Below are 17,991 nucleotides of genomic sequence, written 5' to 3' on the forward strand. Positions count from 1 at the left end.
CGAGGGGCGGTGCCCTCGGCGGAGGGCGGAGCCTCAGGAGTGGAACGGCAGTCCGGCGTCGGCCACCAGCTCCAGGTCGTCGCTCTCCTCCGCGGGCAGCAGCGTGGGGACGCCGTCGGTGACCGGGACGACGCCCAGCTCGAGCAGTTCGGCCATGGCGGCGGCACCCGCCATGTCGCGGACCTGGAGCTGGTAGCGGGCGGCGGTCCGATAGGTGCCGCCGTTGTCGTCGCCGGTCCGCTGGAGGAAGCCGGAGTCGGTGAGGAAGGCGACGGCCTTGCCGACGATGCCGGTGGTGGAACCGGCGAGTCTGCGCGCGTCCTTGGTGGCGCCGGTGGCACTGCGTCTGGCCCAGACCCGCCAGGCGGCCTCCAGGCCGGGTGCGTCGCTCGCGGGGTCGGTGTTCTCGCCCTGTTGCTCCGCCCGCTCCTCCAGCCGGCGGCAGGCCTGACGGACGAAGGCGTCGACGCCGTTGACGCTGACCCGTCCGATGTAGCCGTCGTCGGCCAGGTCCTCGGGGCGGGGATAGGCCATCGCGGCGACGGCGAGGTGCGCGAGGCCGTGCAGGAAGCGGTCGCCGCCGTCGGCGGACGTACGACGCGCGTAGTCGCCCATGCGGACGGCGAAGACGGAGTCCTCGGCGGCGGTGACGGCCATCCCCGCGCGCGGGGACACCTCCAGGACGATCAGCCCGAGCCCTGCGGCGACGGCGTCGGCGAGCCGCGCGAAGGCCGGGTCCTCCCGGTGGCGCCGCAGCAGCTCGGCGTACTCCTGGTCGCGCGCGGGCTGCAGTCTGGGCTGCAGCCCGAAGGCGACGAGCCGCGCCGCGTCGGCGGCGTCGGCGGGGGTGACTGCGGTGTGCGCCGCCGGAGCGGATGCCTCCGTGTCGCTCCACTCGACGTGCTCGGTCACGGCTTCGGCTCCTCGGTGTACGTATGCGTGTGCGTGTGCCTGTTGTACGTGGGCGTGGGCGTCGCTTCGTGCGGGCGGTGGCCGGTCCTGCTCATGCCGCCTCCGTGCGGTCCGCCGCCATCCCCGCGGCGTCGAGCAGCGCCGTGCCGACGATCAGGTCGGCGCCGCCGAACTCGGGGTCGTCCAGCTCGGTCCCGTCGTCGACGGCGAAGAGCAGTCTCTCCTCGCCCTGCCGGTAGGCGGTGCCGACCGCGGGGCTGGCCGCGTGCACCGCCAGCAGGGCCACCAGATAGGGCAGTTCGGGGTCGGATCGCCGTGCTTCGGCCAGCAGCCCGGACAGCCGGCGCGGAGCGTCCGCGGGCAGGTCGAGCAGCCGCTTGGCGGCGGCCAGCTGCTCCTCGCTGAACCGGCTGTCGTCCGGGGTGGCGATGAGATCCGGTTCCGGCATCTCCGCTCCGAGGTGCTCGCGCTCCACCGGCGGCGTCAGCAGCAGGTCGACGAGATCGCCCATCCGCACGGCTCCGGGTGTGCGCAGACCGGTCCCCCGGGCGAAGAAGGCGTCGGTGACACGGACGGCCTGCTCCAGCGGCAACGGCAGCACGGGGGTGACGAGGTGCCCGTAGAGGTCTATGCCCGACGAGGTCATGGGGGTGGCGAACGCCTGCCGGTCCTGCTCGGCGCGGAACAGCGGGCCGGCCTCCAGCAGCCGGGACTGCAGCTGGGTGTGGCGGCGGATGCAGTCCTTGACGATGTCGACGAGCTCGGCGGCCCGCCGCTTGTTCTCGGCGTCCTCGATCTCGTCGCGGGCCTTGCGGATGTTGGTGAGGATCGCGTTCTCGTGGCGGTAGCGGTCCGCCACGTGATCAAGAGCTTCGGCGATCATGTCGGGCACGGCGTTGAGCCAGTCCACCGCGCGCACGTTGCGCCGGGTGGCCTCGAGGGCGCGGCGCAGCGTCTCCGAGTACTGCACGGTGCGGTAGCGGGCCTGCTCGGCGGCGAGCTGGGCGTCGGCGAGGCGGCCGCGGCGGATGAGCACCTCGAGCTTGACCTCGGCGGCGATCTGCGCGCTGGTGACATCGGTGTCGAGGGCTCCGACGAGGACGTTGACGGCTTCGTCGGTCGTCCGGAGGTAGACCGCGCCGCCGTAGCCGGGGACCTCCTCGATCAGCTTGAAGTCGTAGTCGCGACGCACGTAGGTGCCGTCGGGCGCGAACGTGCCGTAGGCGGCGCGGAAGCCGCGGTCGACGCTGCCCACGTTGATCAGGTTCTCCAGGACCCAGCGGGCCACCCGCTCGTGCTCGGCGACGGGCCGCCGGGGGGCCTGGGCGGCGATGCGCGGCAGCAGACGGGCCACTATCTGGTCGTGGTCGGCGCCGGTGTCGAAGTCCATGTTCAGCGTGACGAGGTCGATGGCGGCGAGGGCGATCTCCGCCATGCCGTAGACCGAGTACTCACCCGCGAGGTTGGCCTTGCGCGCGTCGAGGTCGTGGATCGGCGCGGTGCACGCGAGCGCACGCAGCCGCCGCGCCAGCCCCTCGTCGGCGGCCGGGCCCGGTGCGGGGCGCGGCGCCGCGCTGAGCTGGGGCGGAACGCGGTCCGTCGGAGCAGGCGAAGTCACGCTGCACAGACTAGGTCCTCGGTCTGACAACGACCCAAACGACGCAGAGCGACCGGCGTCACGGAGCCGCGGCCGGACCTCGGTCGTCGTGTGGGGCCTCCTCGCTCACCCGCCGCCGGTAGACCTCGACCACCCGCTTGAGCGAGTCGGCGAGGTACACCTCGAGCAGCCTCTCCGCCTCGGCCCTGTCGCCGGCCTCGAGGGCCTGCAGGATCTGCCGGTTGCGCTGCAGGTAGGGCTCGTGCAGCCGGCGCGGGTCCTCGACGAGGTGGAAGGCGAGGCGCAGCTCGGCGAAGACGCTGCGCATCAGTTCGTCGGTGCGCGCGCTCTCGGCCAGGGCGACAAGCTCCCGGTGGAAGTGGAAGTTGGCGGTGCCCAGTCCCTTCCAGTCGTTCTCGAGGGTCGCCACCTGTCCTTCGGTGACCGCCGCCCGCAGGGCGTCCAGGGCGTACGGGGGCTCGCCCAGTCCCCGTACGACGGCGCACTCGACGAGGGCGCGGGTGCGGTAGATGTCCTCGACGTCCCGCACGGTCAGCACCCGGACGAACACCCCCCGGTTCAGTTCGTGGACGAGCAGGCGCTCATGCGTGAGCAGCCGGAACGCCTCGCGCAGCGTGTTGCGGGAGACGCCCAGCGCCCCGCCGATGCTGTCCTCCGAGAGGCGTGTCCCGGGCGGGAAGTAGCCCTCGGCGATGCGGCTCCTGAGGATGTCCGACACCCGCTCCGCCGTGCTCGTGCGGCCCAGGAGGGCACGGTCGTCGGCCAGTCCGGCCAGCTGCTCTGCCATGCCCGGAATTCAATCGCAGACGGAAGAACGAGACAACAGGGGTATTGAAGGATCGTTCAACGATCCTCTACCTTCGTCTCATGGCACCGCCCGTCCCCACCGCGGCGACCCGCCTCCCGCACGGCACGGCTCGTTCCTCAGCACCCTCCGTCATCCCTCAGCGAGGTGCCCATGAGCACGACTCCTCCCCGACCGGCCCCGACCGCCGACGTCCCCCGCACCACCGCCGAACCCACCCCTGACGCCGGGGCCTTCGGCTGGTTGCGGGCGCTCGGACCGCGCGGCCGGCGCGCCTTCGCCGGCGCGTTCGGCGGCTACGCCCTCGACTCCTACGACTACTTCACGCTGCCGCTGAGCATGGTGGCGCTGGCGGCGTACTTCGGTCTGGACAGCGCCCAGACGGGCCTGTTCACCACCGTCACGCTGGTCGCCTCCGCCGTCGGCGGCGCCGTGGCGGGCGTCCTGGCCGACCGGATCGGCCGGGTCAGGGCCCTGATGATCACGGTGATCACGTACGCCGTCTTCACCGTCGCCTGCGGTTTCGCGCCCACCTACGAGACGCTGCTGGTCTTCCGCTCCCTGCAGGGACTGGGCTTCGGCGGCGAGTGGGCGGTCGGCGCGATCCTGGTCGCCGAGTACGCGAGCGCCAGGCACCGGGGCCGCACCCTCGGCGCGATCCAGAGCTCCTGGGCCGTCGGCTGGGGCCTCGCCGCGCTGGCGTACACGCTCGTCTTCTCGTTCGTCGGCGACGACATGGCCTGGCGCGTCATGTTCTGGACGGGCGCGCTGCCCGCCCTGCTCGTGGTGTGGATGCGGCGCCGGGTGAAGGACGCGCCCCGGGCCGAGGCGGCACGCGCGCACAGCGCCGACAGGGGCTCGTTCCCGGCGATCTTCCGGGGGCCGCTGCTGCGGACGACGCTGTTCGCGGGACTGCTCTCGACCGGTGTGCAGGGCGGCTACTACACCCTGGCGACCTGGGTGCCGACCTACCTGAAGTCGGAGCGCGGGCTGTCGGTGGTCGGAACCGGCGGCTATCTGACGTTCCTGATCTCCGGCGCCTTCCTCGGCTACCTGACCGGCGGATACCTCACCGACCGGCTGGGCCGGCGCCGCAACATCTGGCTGTTCGCCCTGCTGTCGGCGGTGTGCATCCTGGCGTACGCGAACATCCCGAGCGGCGCGGACACCCTGCTGCTCGTGCTCGGCTTCCCGCTCGGGTTCTGCATGTCGGCGATCTTCAGCGGCTTCGGGTCGTATCTCAGCGAGCTGTATCCGACCGCTCTGCGCGGCACTGGTCAGGGCTTCACCTACAACACCGGCCGCGCCGTGGGCGCCGTCTTCCCCACGACGGTCGGGTTCCTCGCCGACAGCTGGGGCGTGGGCGGCGCGCTGGTCTTCGGCGCGATCGGGTACGCCATCGCCGCCCTGGCGCTGCTGGGGCTTCCGGAGACGCGTGGAAAGGAACTGGAGTGAACCGACCGACCCTCACGCGGGAGCAGGCGCCGTCGAGCGCCGCGGACCGTCCCGTCACCCTCACCGAGGAGCACGCGCACGCGTGGAGCCCCGCCGCGGCCCGGGCCCGCTTCCGGGCGGGCCTGGCGGGACCCACGGCCGGCGCGGCGGCCGGGCACACCCAGGCCAACCTGATCTCGGTGCCGGCGGACTGGGCGTACGACATGCTGCTCTTCTGCCAGCGCAACCCGAAGCCCTGTCCCGTCCTCGACGTCACGGACGCCGGCTCCTGGACGACCGTCCTCGCGGAGGGCGCGGACCTGCGCACCGACCTGCCGCGCTACCGGGTCTGGGAGGACGGGGAGCTCGTCGACGAGCCGACGGACGTGCGCGCGTACTGGCGCGACGACCTGGTGTCGTTCCTGATCGGCTGCAGTTTCACGTTCGAGTGGGCCCTGTCGGGGGCGGGCGTCCCGATCCGGCACGTCGAGCAGGGCCGGAACGTTCCGATGTACGTGACGAGTCGTGAGTGCCGCCCGGCGGGCCGGCTGCACGGGCCCCTGGTGGTGTCCATGCGGCCGGTGCCTCCGCGGCATCTGGCGACGGCGATCCGGGAGAGCAGTCTGCTCCCGGCGGTGCACGGCGGTCCCGTGCACTGCGGCGATCCTTCGGGCCTGGGCATCGTCGATCTCGGCCGCCCCGACTTCGGCGACCCGGTGGACGCCGAGCCGGACGACATCCCGGTGTTCTGGGCCTGCGGCGTCACCCCGCAGGCCGCGGTGACGGCGTCGCGCCCGCCCTTCGCCCTCACCCACGCCCCGGGACAGATGTTCCTCACCGACGCCCGCGACGAGCAGTACCGCGTGGCCTGAGAAAGAGGTACGAAGGAATCATGACCGCGATGACCGCGATCGATCTGAACGCCGATCTCGGCGAGGGCTTCGGCCGCTGGCAGCTGACCGACGACGAGCGGCTCCTGTCGGTCGTCACCAGCGCCAACGTGGCCTGTGGCTTCCACGCCGGGGACGCGGTCACCATGCGGCGGGTGTGCGTGCTGGCCGTGGAGCGGGGGGTCACGATCGGCGCACAGGTCTCCTACCGGGACCTGGCGGGCTTCGGGCGGCGCGCGATGGACGTGCCGCCCGCCGAACTGGCCGCCGAGGTCGCGTACCAGATCGGGGCCCTCGATGTGTTCGCCCGGGCGGCGGGCGCGCGCGTGGCGTACGTGAAGCCGCACGGGGCGCTCTACAACCGGGTCGTGCACGACGAGGAGCAGGCCGGCGCGGTGGTCGAGGGAGTGCTCCTCGCCGACGCCGCGCTGCCCGTCCTCGGGCTGCCCGGCTCCCGGCTGCTGGAGCTGGCCGGCACGGCGGGGCTGCCGGTCGTCCCGGAGGCCTTCGCCGACCGCGCGTACACCGAGCAGGGCACGCTCGTGCCGCGCGGGCGGAGCGGCGCCGTGGTCACCGACCCGGACGAGGTCGTCGCGCGGTCGGTGAGCCTGGCCCGCGCCGGCCGGGTCGTCTCCGAGGCGGGGACCGGGATCGACGTCCGCGCGCGTTCCCTGTGCCTGCACGGGGACACGCCGGGCGCGGTGGACCTGGCCCGGCGGGTGCGGCGCGGGCTCGAGGAGTCGGGCGTGCGGGTGGAGGCCTTCGCATGAGCATGCGCATCCTGCCCGTCGGCGACGACGCCCTGCTGGTCGAGGTGGCGTCGGGAGCGGAGGCCGAGGCGCTGCACGCCGAGCTGGTGCGTCGGCGCGCGGCGGGCCTGCTCGGCGCCCGCGAGATCGTCCCGGCGGCCCGCACCGTCCTGCTGGACGGCCTGTCCGACCCGGGCCGGGTGGCGTCCGAGCTCGCCGCCGCGGACGTGCCGCCGGCTCCCCCGCGCGAGCAGGAGGCCGTGGAGATCCCGACCCGCTACGACGGCCCGGACCTGGCCGAGGTCGCCGCCCTGTGGGGCGTCCCGGAGCGGGAGGTCGCCCGTATCCACGCGGCCGCGGAGTTCCGGGTGGCGTTCTGCGGCTTCGCACCCGGCTTCGGCTATCTGACGGGCCTGCCCGCGCGCTACGACGTCCCCCGCAGATCGACCCCGCGGACCGCCGTGCCGGCCGGTTCGGTGGCGCTGGCGGGGCCCTACACGGGCGTGTACCCGCGGGCGTCGCCGGGCGGCTGGCAGCTCATCGGCACCACCGACGCGGTGCTGTGGGACCACGCGCGCGAGCCGGCCGCACTGCTGTCGCCGGGCACCCGGGTGCGCTTCGTGCCGGAGGACGAGGCATGAGCGACCGTGCGATGTCCGTCGTCCGCGCCGGGGCGCTGACCACCGTTCAGGACCGGGGCAGGCCCGGTCATGCGCATCTCGGCGTGCCGCGTTCCGGCGCGCTCGACGCGCCCGCGGCGGCCCTGGTCAACCGGCTGGTGGGCAATGCGCCCGACGCGGCCGTCCTGGAGACCACCCTGACCGGCTGCGCCCTCACACCGCGTTCCGACGTGACGGTGGCGGTCGGCGGCGCCCCTTGCCGGGTCACCGTGGGGGGCCGGCCGGCCGCCTGGGGCGCGCCCGTGCGGGTGCCCGCCGGTGCGGTGCTGGACGTCGGGCCGGCGATCCGCGGGGTGCGCGGTTACGTGGCGGTGGCGGGCGGCATCGTCGTCGAGGAGGTCCTCGGCAGCCGGTCGACGGACCTGCTCTCCGGCCTCGGCCCGGCGCCGCTCCGGGACGGCACGGTGCTGCCCCTGGGGCTCGACCGCACCCCGCACGCGCGCGTGGACGTCGCCCCGCAGCCTGCGCCCCCGGACGAACTGGTCCTGCGGGTCACGCTCGGCCCGCGCGACGACTGGTTCACCCCCGAGGCGCTGCGCGACTTCACCGCCCGCACCTTCTGCGTGTCCTCGGCGAGCAACCGCATCGGGCTGCGCACCGAGGGGCCCGTCCTGGAGCGGGCCCGGGACGGGGAGCTGGCCAGCGAGGGCATGGTCCTGGGCACCGTGCAGGTCCCGCCCGCCGGCCGGCCGGTGGTCTTCCTGGCCGACCATCCGACGACCGGCGGCTACCCGGTGATCGGGGTCGTCCGCACGGCCGACCTGCCGGCGGCCGCCCAGGCCGCACCGGGAACGCCCGTCCGCTTCGTGGCCGTACGGCGAAGGTGACGCGGCAGTGCGCCAGGAAGCCGACGAGACGGCGGCGAGGCGGCGGCAAGGGGGCGGCGAGGCGTTCGGGGCGGCCCTCCTGAAGGGACGGCCCTGCGACGCCGGGGCGACCGCTTCGGCGGCGCCGGGCTCGGCACCGGGCCGACGGCGTAGGGCGACGGGCCACGGCGTCGCCGACCACCCGTTGCGCTCAGCCGCTCATGCCCCGCAGACGTAGACGCGCAGGCCCGCGGGCCCTCGGGCCCTCCAGTGTGCCTGCGTGGAGGGTGTGTGCCTGGGCGCATCCCTTGCGGGTCGGCCGGAGAAGACCGGCAGGCGGGCGGGCCGACGGCTCGTCGCCCCGGCCCGGCGGGCCGATCCCGTCCTTCTCCGGCGGCCGCCGCCGGACGCGCATCGGGCGGCGGCCTGCCCGGCGTTCACATGGCGGACGTCGCGTCCGGGCCGATCCTGCTGCGTACGGCCGTCTGGACCTCGGCCTCCTCGGCCGGGTCGGCGGCGAGCCGGCGCAGGCGCTCCACGACCCGCGCGTCACCGGTCTCGGCGTGCCGGGCGGCGATCTCGCGGGTGCCCTCCTCGCAGTCCCACAGGCATTCGACGGCGAAGCCGGTGGCGTAGGAGGGGTCGGTGGCGGCGAGTGCCCGGGCGCAGCGTCCACGCAGGTGGGACGAGGCCGTCTCGCGGTAGATGTGGCGCAGCACCGGTGCCGCGCAGGCGATGCCGAGCCGTCCGGCGCCGTCGACGAGAGTCCACAGACTCGGGGCGTCGCAGCCCTCGCCGCGCACGGCTTCACGCAGGGCGCCGAGGACCAGTTCGCGGTCCTGGACGCCGCCCCGGCAGGCCAGCATGCGGCCGGCGGCGGCGCCGAGGGCGTCCGGCCGGTGGACCCAGCCGCGGGCCCGGTCGACGGCGGCGACGCTGCGCATCCGTTCGAAGGAGTCGACGGCGGCCTCCACCACGGCGACGGGACCGGTGGCGACGGCCTGTTCGACGAGGACCAGGGCGTCGGGATCATTGCAGTCCGCGAGGTAGCGCAGGGCCGTACAGCGCGCCCCCTCGTCGCCGTCCTTGGCCGCCTGGACGATCTCGGGGCGGTCCTCGGGACCGGCCACGGCGGAGAGACAGCGGGCGGCGGGGACATGGAGCGCGGCCCCGCGCTCGACGCCCTGCTGGGCCCACTCGAACACGGCCTGGACACTCCAGCCCGGGCGGGGCCCGCTGGGGCTCATCTGCCGTTGCCATCGGTCGAAGCAGCCGGCCTCGTGGGCGGCACGCACCCGCGTGGAGACGTACTCCCGGGGATCCTCGGCCCACAACCGCCAGGGCCGTGGCTCGAAGGCGTCCCGTACGGCCGCGGCGAGTTCGGCCTCGCCCTCGGCGTCGGTGGCGAACCGTGCCAGCACGGGCACGGCCAGGGCGCGCAGGCCGGCGTCGTCGTCCCGTAGGGCGAGTTCGTCCAGGGCCCAGGCCCAGTTGGCGCCCGAGGCTGCGTACCTGCGCAGCAGGTCGAGGGCGTCCCGCCGGCCGTAGGAGGCGAGGTGGCCGAGGACGGCCAGGGCCAGGCCCGTGCGTGACTCCTCGCCGTCGAGGACGTCCTCGACGTCGAAGAGGTGGGCCTCGAGCTCGTCCAGCTCGCCGTGCAGGTCGAGGTAGAGACGGGCGTAGTAGAGGGAGCGGTTCTCCACCTGCCAGTCGTGGCGGGGATCTCGCAGGACGCAGTGGTTCAGCGCCGCGAGCGCCTCGGCTCGCGGGGCGGTGAGCGCGTGCAGCGTGCCGTCGCCGCGGCCTCTCTGGAGCAGGCCGAGCAGCGTACCGCTGGGCGCTATGACCGGATCGAACATGGGAAACAGCCTCACATCAAGCGTCGACGCAACCGGGGACGTGCATTACCTGGCCGCGTGACAACACGTCGGGGCGCCCGCCGTTTCCTGCTTGCTGTAGACCATTTTCCTCTGCCTCTCGTCGGTGGCCCATGCGGACCGCGTCACGGCCCGCGCGGTGCGGCAACACCTGCCCAGCCATCGCGTCCGTGAATCACGACGTCATGATGACCCGGCTCTTCTACCTGCCGCGACCGAAATTTCCGGCGGCCTTGTACCGCCTCCCCCGTGGTCGTCGATTTACTTGGTCGGGAAATTCCCTTGACCTGCTCGGGACTGCCGGCTCACTGCGCGCCGAACAGGTCCAGCAGTTCCGTCCTGGCGAACATGCGGGCCGTGTCGACGGCCGACGGCGTGCCCTGGGAAGGGTCCGCGCCCGCCTCCAGCAGTGCCTTGATCACATCCGTCTCCCCCTTGAAGGCGGCCCCCGCGAGCGGGGTCTGGCCTCGGTCGTTGATCCGGTCGGCCTCGGCGCCGCGGGCCAGCAGGGCCCGGACCGCGTCGGCGTGCCCGTGGTACGCGGCGAGCATCACCAGGGAGTCGCCCCGGTCGTTGGTGAGGTTGGCCGGAACGCCCGCGTCGACGTACGCCACGAGTTCCTCGGTCTGACCCTGGCGGGCCAGGTCGAAGATCTTGGTCGCCAGCTCCACGACCTCGGGGTCGGGGGCTTCAGTCATCGGCCGGTCCGCCTCTCGCTACAACCGTTCAGGTGAATCGTCAGCGTACTGGCTCGTCGCAAACACGGCCGGACGCATCGGCTGCGAAGCTCACGAACAGCCCCGTTCGACGCGATTCTCCTGCTCAGGCAGTCCTGCGCGCCTTCCGCCAGCCGAGGGAAAAGACCCGCTTTTCACTCAGTTGCACCTTTTGTCGTATGGATACATCCTGTGAGCCTGGAAGTACTCATGGTGACTGTCCCCCGCGAACCAGGAGAACCCAAATGATCCTGTCCATGTCAGGCGTGGTCCTGCTCGGCATCATCGTCTTCCTCTTCTTCCGAAAGGACGGGCTCAAGGCGTCGCACGCCGTGGTCTCGGCCCTCTTCGGCTTCTACATGGCCAGCACGGCCATCGCCCCGAGCATCATGGCCGGCGGCGAGAGTCTGGCCAGCCTCCTCGGCGGCATCAAGTTCTGACGCCGCACGTCCCGTCCGTACGCACCACCAGGAGACAGAAGTGGCCCGGCGCCCCCTCCCCCGCATCCTGAGCACAGGCAGCGCACAGATCGCCCGGAGCAGGGAGCTGGCCAGGACGGCAGCCGACAGCGCCACCGACGTCCTCCATCCGCTGATCACGATCACGCGCGGACTGCGCCGGCTGGCCTCGGCCGGACGGCGCAGGTGGGCCGAGACGCCCAAGGACAAACGCGGGCCGCTGCTCTTCCTGGCGGCCTCGGTGATCCTGGTCGTCGTGCTGGTGCCGTACGGTCCGCTGCTCGCCGTCATCACCCTGGCGGCAGCGGCGGCCTGGCAGGGCAGGGACCGCACCACGGCTCCCGAAGGCCCCGACGAGTCGCAGATCCAGCGGCTCCAGGTGCTGTACGAGGCCCTGGTCCCGTACTTCTCGACGGCGGACGACCCCGCTCCCCTGTACGCCCACGGCGGCGACTGGGAGCAGGCCTTCCCCACACAGGAGTTCGACGACTCGGGCCGCGTGGCCCATCTCGTGATCCGCTATCCGGCGTACTTCCCGGACGGCGAACCCGGCCCGCGCGCGCGGATCGAGCAGCTGCTCGCCGCGAAGTCCGGCCGCGGCCGGGAGTACCTCTTCGACTGGGACGAGGAGGGCAACGAACTGACCCTCAGCGTGCTGTCCCCCCTCCCCGCCGACGTCTCCGCCCAGCGCTTCGTCACCGCCCCGGGCGAGACGGTCCTGGGCTTCACCGACCCCGCCGGGGTCCAGCGCACACTGCCCCTCTCGTTCGGCGAGGACCGGCGCGACGTCCCCCCGGTCGTCTGGCGCACCGGCATCCGCTCGACCGAGCCGCACCTGCTGGCGGTGGGCCGCCCCGGCAGCGGCACGTCGACGCTGCTGCGCTCCATCGCGCTGCAGGCCCTTCAGCACGGTGACGTGCTCGTCGTCGAGGGCGGCGGCACCGGTGAATACGCCTGTCTGGCCGGCCGGGACGGCGTGCTGGGCGTCGAGGTCGGGCTCTCGGGTGCGCTGGCCGGCCTCGAGTGGGCGGCGGGCGAGACGGAACGCCGGCTCATCGCCGCCAACAGCGCCCGGCAGGCCGGCGAACCGGCGCCGGAGGACACCAAACGCCCGCTGTGGATCGTCCTCGACCGGCCCACCGTCTTCACCCATCTGGCCGAGGCGGAGGGGCGCCGGGATCCGCAGTCCTTGTTGCAGCTTCCCCTCCGGCACGGTCGCGCGGCCGGCGTCACGGTCGTCGTGGCCGAACAGTTCGACGCGCTGGACTCCCTGAGTGAAGCGGTACGACAGCACACGCGCGCGCGTGTCGTGCTCGGCCCCGCGTCGAGGGAGCAGCTGGAGACGGTCCTCGGCGCGCCCCCGCACACCACTCCCGTCGACGACGTGCCGTCCGGGCGGGGCTACGCCCGACTGGGCTCGGGGTCGGTGCACCGGCTCCAGGTCCCGGCGACACCGGACCCGTACGACGACGCGACGAGCGACGCACACCGGCAGGCCGTCCTCGATCTGCTGCCGCCGCGCTCCGCGCCCGCCGACAGCGAGCCGTCGCCTGCGTCGGCCGCGGCCCCGGTCGCGAAGGTCCTGGTCACCAAGGCCTCGACCGCACCGAACGCAGACCTGCAGAACCCGGACCTGCAGAACGCCGTCCCGGTGAACGCCGTCCCGCAGACGATCCTCCCGAACACGGCGTCGTCATCGACCGCGACGCCGGAAGCCGCCGTCGCCGAAGCGGCGACCGCGGAGTAGCGAGGCGTCCCCGAGGCGCGCGGCGGCCACACCCCGCAACGCCCCACGCCCCACGCCCCACGCCCTACGCGACGAACGTACGCGGCCCCTCGCCGCCCGCCGTCCCTCCGCTCCGTACGATGCGCGCGGCGGCGGCCAGGCGGGCGGCCGCCTCCTCAGCCACCGCGCCCCCCACCGTGAACGGCAGCCGTACGTACCCCTCGAAGGCGCCGTCGACGCCGAAGCGCGGCCCCGACGGCACCCGCAGCCCGACTCGCTCCCCCGCCTCGGCGAGCCTCGACCCGGAGAGCCCCCCGGCCCGCACCCAGAGCGTCAGTCCGCCCCGGGGCACGGTGTACTCCCAGTCCGGCAGTTCGCGCCGCAGCGCGGCCACCAGGTCGTCCCGGTTGTCCCGGGCCTGGGTGCGGCGCAGCTCCACCGCCTCCTCCCAGCCTCCGGTGCTGAACAGCCAGTTCACCGCCAGCTGTTCCAGCACGGGCGTGCCCAGGTCGGCGTAGGCGCGGGCGGCGACGAGACTGCGGACGACGTCGGGGGCGGCCCGCACCCAGCCGATGCGCATCCCGGCCCAGAACGCCTTGCTCGCGGACCCGACCGTGATCACCGTCGACCCCGCTGGGTCGAACCCGCACACCGGCCGCGGCATCTCGACGTCGTCGTCGAGCCACAGCTCGCTCATGGTCTCGTCGGCGACCAGGACCGTCCCGGCGGATCGGGCGGCCTCCACCAGCCGCCGCCGCTGCTCCTCGTCGGCGAGCGCTCCGGTCGGGTTGTGGAAGTCGGCGACGACGTACGCGATGCGCGGCGCGGCGTCGCGCAGCACCTGGCGCCAGCGGTCCATGTCCCAACCGGCCAGTCCGTCCGCCATGGCGACCGGCACCAGACGGGCGCCCGCCTCGCGCATCAGCTGGAGGATGTTGGCGTACGAGGGAGACTCGACGGCGATGCGCTCCCCGCGCCCGCCGAAGAGGTGACAGATGGCGTCGATGGCCCCCATCGCACCCGTCGTGACCATGATCTGCTCGGGCATCGTGGGGATCCCGCGCGCGGTGTACCGCTCGGCGATCATGGTCCGCAGCGCCGGCAGGCCCGCCGGATAGTCGCCGTGCGTGTGGGCGTAAGGGGGCAGTTCCTCCAGCGCGCCCTGCACGGCGCGGGTGAGCCACGGCTCGGGCGCGGGCAGGGCCGCGCAGCCCAGGTCGATGATCGAGCCCAGGGCCTCGGGCGGCAGCGGCTCCAGGCCGCGCGCCGGGACCGGGTTGCCCGCCGGGACGGCCGTCCAGCTGCCGGCGCCGCGCCGGGACTCCAGGAACCCCTCCGCGCGCAGCGCCTCGTAGGCGGCGGCGACGGTCGTCCGGCTCACCGACAGGGCGAGGGCCAGTTCCCGTTCGGCGGGCAGGCGTGCGGCGACGGGCACGCGGCCCTCCAGCACCAGCAGCCGGACTCCGTCGGCGAGCGCCCGGTAGGCGGGCGGCCGGCGCGAGCCCGGGCCCGCCGGGCGGTCCTGCTGGGACTTGAGCAACCGCGCGAGCTGTGCGGCCCCCACGGCCGAAGTCCACTGCGCCATGGATACCAGTCCACCTTCCTCGAATTGGCCATGGATGACATGCGCTTCCCAGCCACAGAGTGTCACGAGTCAGGCCACTACCACCACAGGGGGCACCTCTTGGGGACCAAAGGACTCCTCCGGCGTCCGACGCGGCGACGTCCGACGTCGGGAGGACTGCCGCGACGGCTCGTCCAGCTGTACGCCGGTCTCGCGCTCTACGGCGCCAGCTCGGCGCTGCTCGTCAAGGCGGGCCTCGGTCTGGAGCCCTGGAACGTGCTGCACCAGGGCCTGTCCGAGCTCACCGGGATGACGATCGGGGTCGTGACGACCGTCGTCGGCGCGGCGGTGCTGCTGCTGTGGATCCCGTTGCGTCAGCGCCCGGGCCTCGGCACGATCTCCAACGTCCTGGTCATCGGCGTCGCGATGGACGGCACGCTCGCGCTCGTCCCCGAGGCCCACGCCCTGGCCGTGCGCGTGTCCCTCATGGCGGCTGCCATCGTGCTCAACGGGGCGGCCACCGGCCTGTACATCGCGGCCGACCTCGGCCCGGGGCCGCGCGACGGGCTGATGACGGGACTGCACCGGCGCACCGGCCGCTCGATCCGGCTGATGCGGACGACGGTCGAGGCGGCGGTCGTCGCGACCGGCTTCGCGCTCGGCGGCACGATCGGCGTCGGCACCGTGCTGTACGCGGTCGCCATCGGTCCGCTCGCCCAGTTCTTCCTGCGGGCGTTCGCCGTTCCCACGCCTGCCGCCGGCAGCACGGTCGTCGCCGCGGGGACGCCCCGGGCAGCGATACTGCGTCCGTGACCAGCTCCGCACGCCACCCGTACCTCGATCACCCGCGGCCCATCCCGATCGCCCATCGCGGCGGGGCCGCGGACGGCCTGGAGAACACCGTGGCGCAGTTCCGGCGCGCGGTCGAGGCGGGTTACCGCTATATCGAGACCGACGTGCACGCCACCCGGGACGGCCGGCTCGTCACCGTCCACGACGCGACGCTGGACCGGGTCACCGACGGCTCGGGGCGCATCGCCGACCTCCCGTGGTCGGACGTGGCCCACGCGCGCGTGGGCGGCGAGGAACCGGTGCCGCTCTTCGAGGAGCTTCTGGAGACGTTCCCCGAGGTGCGGTGGAACATCGATCTCAAGGCGGAGCCCGCCCTCCGCCCCCTGCTCGCCCTGCTCGACCGCACCGACGCATGGGACCGCGTCTGCATCGGCTCGTTCTCCGAGGCCCGCGTCGTGCGCGCCCAGCGGCTGGCCGGCCCGCGCCTCGCGACGTCGTACGGCACTCTCGGCGTGCTCGGCCTGCGGCTGCGGTCCTGGGGCGTGCCAGCGCCGCTGCGCCGGTCGGCGGTCGCCGCGCAGGTGCCCGAGATCCGGTCGGGCGTCCAGGTGGTGGACCGCCGCTTCGTCCGCGCCGCGCACGCGCGCGGGCTGCAGGTGCACGTGTGGACGGTCAACGAACCGGAGCGGATGCACCGGCTCCTCGACCTGGGGGTCGATGGCATCATGACCGATCACATCGACACGTTGCGCGAGGTCATGCAGGACCGGGGCGTCTGGGTCTGACCTCGGCCCGCCGCCCGCGCGCGGGTTCCGGAAGCGGGAAGCGAGGGCACGGGTGGACATCGACACCGTGCGGACGGCGGAGTCCGACGAGACCGCCGGGCGGCGGCGCGAGCAGCGCGGCTGGTATTTCTACGACTGGGCCTGCTCCGTCTACTCGACGAGCGTGCTCACCGTGTTCCTGGGCCCCTATCTGACTTCCGTCGCGAAGCAGGCCGCCGACGCCGACGGGTACGTGCATCCGCTCGGCGTCCCGGTCAGCGCCGGCTCCTTCTTCGCGTACTCGGTCTCCCTGTCCGTGATCGTCGCGGTCCTCGTGATGCCCCTCGTGGGCGCAGCGGCCGACCGGTCCGGACGCAAGAAGCCGCTGCTGGGCGCCGCCGCCTATGTGGGCGCCACGGCCACCGCCTGCATGTTCTTCGTGGGCGGGGACCGCTATCTGCTGGGCGGCGCGCTGCTCGTCGTGGCGAACGCGGCCCAGTCCGTGGCGATGATGCTCTACAACTCCTATCTGCCGCAGATCGCCCCGCCCGGCGAACGCGACGCGGTCTCCTCACGGGGATGGGCGTTCGGCTACGCGTCGGGCTCGCTGGTGCTGGTCGCGAACCTGGTGCTCTACCTCGCCCACGACTCCTTCGGCGTGTCCGAGTCCGCGGCCGTCCGCATCTGTCTGGCCTCGGCCGGCCTGTGGTGGGGCGGCTTCACGGTGATCCCGCTGCTGCGGCTGCGCGACCGGCCGGCGGTCGTGCGGGAGACGACGGCTCCTGGGCTGCGGCAGCTCGCCGCGACGGTCCGCGACATGCGCCGCCACCCGCTGACGCTCGCCTTCCTCCTCGCCTATCTGGTCTACAACGACGGCATCCAGACGGTGATCTCCCAGGCTTCGCTCTACGGCTCCGAGGAGCTCGGCCTCAGCCAGGGCACGCTGATCGGGGCGGTCCTGCTGGTGCAGGTGCTCGCCGTGGCGGGCGCGCTCGGCATGGGGCGCCTGGCACGGACGTACGGTGCGAAGCGGACGATCCTCGGATCGCTGGTCGCCTGGACGCTCACCCTGTGCGCCGGATTCTTCCTGCCGGCGGGAGCACCGGTGGCGTTCTTCCTGCTGGCCGCCGCCATCGGTCTGGTCCTCGGCGGCAGCCAGGCCCTGTCCCGCTCCCTCTTCTCGCATCTCGTCCCGCCGGGAAAGGAGGCCGAGTACTTCTCGGCGTACGAGATGAGCGACCGCGGCATGAGCTGGCTCGGACCGCTGCTGTTCGGCCTCACCTACCAGCTGACCGGCAGTTACCGGGACGCGATCCTGTCCCTGGTGGCCTTCTTCGTCATCGGGTTCCTGCTGCTGGCGCGGGTGCCCGTGCGGCGGGCGATCGGCGACGCGGGGAATCCTGTGCCCGAGAAGATTTAGCACTCAGGGCGAAAGGGCGGTAGTGTACGCGTTTGGCCTGCCAGGCGTACCGTTACTGCGCGTCAAAGATGCCGAAACGCTGGGTGACATCTCCTTTCAGATGTGACAAACCGGGCGCCGGTGGGTACTGCACTGGTTGACAAGGCTGCGGCTACGACGGCGACCCACGACCCGGAACGGGACTCGGTACGGGAATCTTTACCGCCGACCGGACGTTGACCGGATGACGACGACAGCGACACCTGTCCTGTGGGCGACAAGCCCGGGAGGCACGATTCATGAGTGAGCGAGCTCTTCGCGGCACGCGCCTCGTGGTGACCAGCTACGAGACGGACCGCGGCATCGACCTGGCCCCGCGCCAGGCCGTGGAGTACGCATGTGAGAAGGGGCACCGCTTTGAGATGCCCTTCTCGGTCGAGGCGGAGATTCCGCCGGAGTGGGAGTGCAAGGTCTGCGGAGCCCCTGCACTCCTCGTGGACGGCGACGGCCCTGAGGAGAAGAAGGCCAAGCCCGCGCGTACGCACTGGGACATGCTGATGGAGCGGCGGACCCGTGAGGAACTCGAAGAGGTCCTCGAGGAGCGGCTGGCCGTTCTGCGGTCCGGGGCGATGAACCTTGCGGTGCATCCCCGGGACAGCCGCAAGTCGGCATAGGCCCTGCACGGCTGAGGCCTGCTGCACACGCACGTTGATGACCGCGGGCGCCGTACGTGAACACGCGTACGGCGCCCGCGGTCTTTGCCATGCCTTCGGGCCCCTCAGCCCCGTCCGGGCCCTGTCG

General features: G+C 73.2%; 17 protein-coding genes. 11 read left to right on the forward strand and 6 right to left on the reverse strand.

The genetic code is table 11. From position 1 onward, the window contains the following. Positions 1-33: 33 nt before the first annotated feature. The 3 genes from ABT300_RS06295 to ABT300_RS06305 all read right to left on the reverse strand — a co-directional run bounded on the left by ABT300_RS06295 (position 34) and on the right by ABT300_RS06305 (position 3,317). A complete protein-coding gene (locus ABT300_RS06295) occupies positions 34-912 on the reverse strand; it encodes a hypothetical protein (RefSeq protein WP_351672710.1) in 879 nt (292 codons plus the stop codon). Between the two features lie 91 nt (positions 913-1,003). Next, positions 1,004-2,530, reverse strand: coding sequence for a hypothetical protein (locus tag ABT300_RS06300; RefSeq protein ID WP_351672712.1), 1,527 nt, complete (start codon positions 2,528-2,530; stop codon positions 1,004-1,006). A 58-nt stretch (positions 2,531-2,588) separates the two neighbouring features. Next, on the reverse strand, positions 2,589-3,317 hold the full coding sequence (locus ABT300_RS06305) for a GntR family transcriptional regulator (RefSeq protein WP_351672714.1): 729 nt from the start codon (positions 3,315-3,317) through the stop codon (positions 2,589-2,591). A 171-nt stretch (positions 3,318-3,488) separates the two neighbouring features. Between ABT300_RS06305 and ABT300_RS06310 the strand changes: the two genes are divergently transcribed. Genes ABT300_RS06310 through ABT300_RS06330 form a run of 5 tightly spaced genes read left to right on the forward strand, consistent with a single transcriptional unit; the run spans position 3,489 to position 7,915 of the window. Then, entirely contained in the window at positions 3,489-4,790 is a 1,302-nt protein-coding gene (locus ABT300_RS06310; RefSeq protein ID WP_351672716.1) for an MFS transporter, read from the forward strand. Next, positions 4,787-5,641 carry a putative hydro-lyase gene (locus ABT300_RS06315; protein WP_351672718.1) on the forward strand — a complete coding sequence of 285 codons (855 nt, stop codon included), beginning with the start codon at positions 4,787-4,789 and terminating at the stop codon, positions 5,639-5,641. Before ABT300_RS06310 ends, ABT300_RS06315 begins: the two co-directional genes overlap by 4 nt. A gap of 29 nt (positions 5,642-5,670) precedes the next feature. After that, a complete protein-coding gene (locus tag ABT300_RS06320; RefSeq protein ID WP_351672808.1) occupies positions 5,671-6,429 on the forward strand; it encodes a LamB/YcsF family protein in 759 nt (252 codons plus the stop codon). 2 nt (positions 6,430-6,431) lie between these two features. Continuing rightward, a complete protein-coding gene (locus ABT300_RS06325; RefSeq protein ID WP_351672810.1) occupies positions 6,432-7,049 on the forward strand; it encodes a 5-oxoprolinase subunit B family protein in 618 nt (205 codons plus the stop codon). Beyond that, entirely contained in the window at positions 7,046-7,915 is an 870-nt protein-coding gene (locus ABT300_RS06330; RefSeq protein ID WP_351672720.1) for a 5-oxoprolinase subunit C family protein, read from the forward strand. The genes ABT300_RS06325 and ABT300_RS06330 overlap by 4 nt, the downstream gene beginning before the upstream one ends. 416 nt (positions 7,916-8,331) lie before the next feature. Here the strand turns inward: ABT300_RS06330 and ABT300_RS06335 are convergent, their stop codons facing one another. Both ABT300_RS06335 and ABT300_RS06340 read right to left on the reverse strand, forming a co-directional pair. Further along, complete coding sequence (locus ABT300_RS06335) at positions 8,332-9,753, reverse strand: HEAT repeat domain-containing protein (RefSeq protein ID WP_351672722.1); 1,422 nt, start codon at positions 9,751-9,753, stop codon at positions 8,332-8,334. A 323-nt stretch (positions 9,754-10,076) separates the two neighbouring features. Next, positions 10,077-10,469 (reverse strand): ankyrin repeat domain-containing protein, encoded by a 393-nt coding sequence (locus ABT300_RS06340; protein ID WP_351672724.1) that lies wholly within the window; start codon positions 10,467-10,469, stop codon positions 10,077-10,079. A 263-nt stretch (positions 10,470-10,732) separates the two neighbouring features. Here ABT300_RS06340 and ABT300_RS06345 point away from each other — a divergent pair, with 263 nt between their 5' ends. Both ABT300_RS06345 and ABT300_RS06350 read left to right on the forward strand, forming a co-directional pair. After that, entirely contained in the window at positions 10,733-10,927 is a 195-nt protein-coding gene (locus ABT300_RS06345; RefSeq protein ID WP_057583729.1) for a hypothetical protein, read from the forward strand. 40 nt (positions 10,928-10,967) lie between these two features. After that, positions 10,968-12,692, forward strand: a complete 1,725-nt coding sequence (locus ABT300_RS06350) for a P-loop NTPase family protein (RefSeq protein ID WP_351672727.1) — start codon at positions 10,968-10,970, stop codon at positions 12,690-12,692. 64 nt (positions 12,693-12,756) lie between these two features. Here the strand turns inward: ABT300_RS06350 and ABT300_RS06355 are convergent, their stop codons facing one another. After that, positions 12,757-14,256 carry an SCO1417 family PLP biosynthesis transcription factor gene (locus ABT300_RS06355; RefSeq protein ID WP_351672729.1) on the reverse strand — a complete coding sequence of 500 codons (1,500 nt, stop codon included), beginning with the start codon at positions 14,254-14,256 and terminating at the stop codon, positions 12,757-12,759. A gap of 99 nt (positions 14,257-14,355) precedes the next feature. On the opposite strand from ABT300_RS06355, the gene yczE reads away from it, so the two are divergent. The 4 genes from yczE (at position 14,356) to ABT300_RS06375 (ending at position 17,864) form a co-directional block, all read left to right on the forward strand. Then, positions 14,356-15,048, forward strand: coding sequence for a membrane protein YczE (gene yczE, locus ABT300_RS06360; RefSeq protein WP_351672731.1), 693 nt, complete (start codon positions 14,356-14,358; stop codon positions 15,046-15,048). Then, entirely contained in the window at positions 15,045-15,812 is a 768-nt protein-coding gene (locus ABT300_RS06365) for a glycerophosphodiester phosphodiesterase family protein (RefSeq protein WP_351672733.1), read from the forward strand. Before yczE ends, ABT300_RS06365 begins: the two co-directional genes overlap by 4 nt. Before the next feature lie 52 nt (positions 15,813-15,864). Further along, positions 15,865-17,211, forward strand: a complete 1,347-nt coding sequence (locus tag ABT300_RS06370) for an MFS transporter (protein WP_351672735.1) — start codon at positions 15,865-15,867, stop codon at positions 17,209-17,211. Between the two features lie 278 nt (positions 17,212-17,489). Continuing rightward, positions 17,490-17,864, forward strand: coding sequence for an RNA polymerase-binding protein RbpA (locus ABT300_RS06375; protein WP_020128921.1), 375 nt, complete (start codon positions 17,490-17,492; stop codon positions 17,862-17,864). The last annotated feature ends 127 nt before the right edge of the window (positions 17,865-17,991 follow it).

Source organism: Streptomyces sp. NPDC001027, from assembly GCF_040299045.1.
GTDB lineage: Bacteria > Actinomycetota > Actinomycetes > Streptomycetales > Streptomycetaceae > Streptomyces.

Excerpts from the sequence above, each read along its gene's own strand:
- ABT300_RS06305 (WP_351672714.1), bottom strand. The coding sequence starts at position 3,317 with ATGGCAGAGCAGCTGGCCGGACTGGCCGACGACCGTGCCCTCCTGGGC.
- ABT300_RS06310 (WP_351672716.1), top strand. The coding sequence starts at position 3,489 with ATGAGCACGACTCCTCCCCGACCGGCCCCGACCGCCGACGTCCCCCGC.
- ABT300_RS06320 (WP_351672808.1), top strand. The coding sequence starts at position 5,671 with ATGACCGCGATCGATCTGAACGCCGATCTCGGCGAGGGCTTCGGCCGC.
- ABT300_RS06325 (WP_351672810.1), top strand. The coding sequence starts at position 6,432 with ATGCGCATCCTGCCCGTCGGCGACGACGCCCTGCTGGTCGAGGTGGCG.
- ABT300_RS06330 (WP_351672720.1), top strand. The coding sequence starts at position 7,046 with ATGAGCGACCGTGCGATGTCCGTCGTCCGCGCCGGGGCGCTGACCACC.
- ABT300_RS06335 (WP_351672722.1), bottom strand. The coding sequence starts at position 9,753 with ATGTTCGATCCGGTCATAGCGCCCAGCGGTACGCTGCTCGGCCTGCTC.
- ABT300_RS06340 (WP_351672724.1), bottom strand. The coding sequence starts at position 10,469 with ATGACTGAAGCCCCCGACCCCGAGGTCGTGGAGCTGGCGACCAAGATC.
- ABT300_RS06345 (WP_057583729.1), top strand. The coding sequence starts at position 10,733 with ATGATCCTGTCCATGTCAGGCGTGGTCCTGCTCGGCATCATCGTCTTC.
- ABT300_RS06355 (WP_351672729.1), bottom strand. The coding sequence starts at position 14,256 with ATGGCGCAGTGGACTTCGGCCGTGGGGGCCGCACAGCTCGCGCGGTTG.
- ABT300_RS06375 (WP_020128921.1), top strand. The coding sequence starts at position 17,490 with ATGAGTGAGCGAGCTCTTCGCGGCACGCGCCTCGTGGTGACCAGCTAC.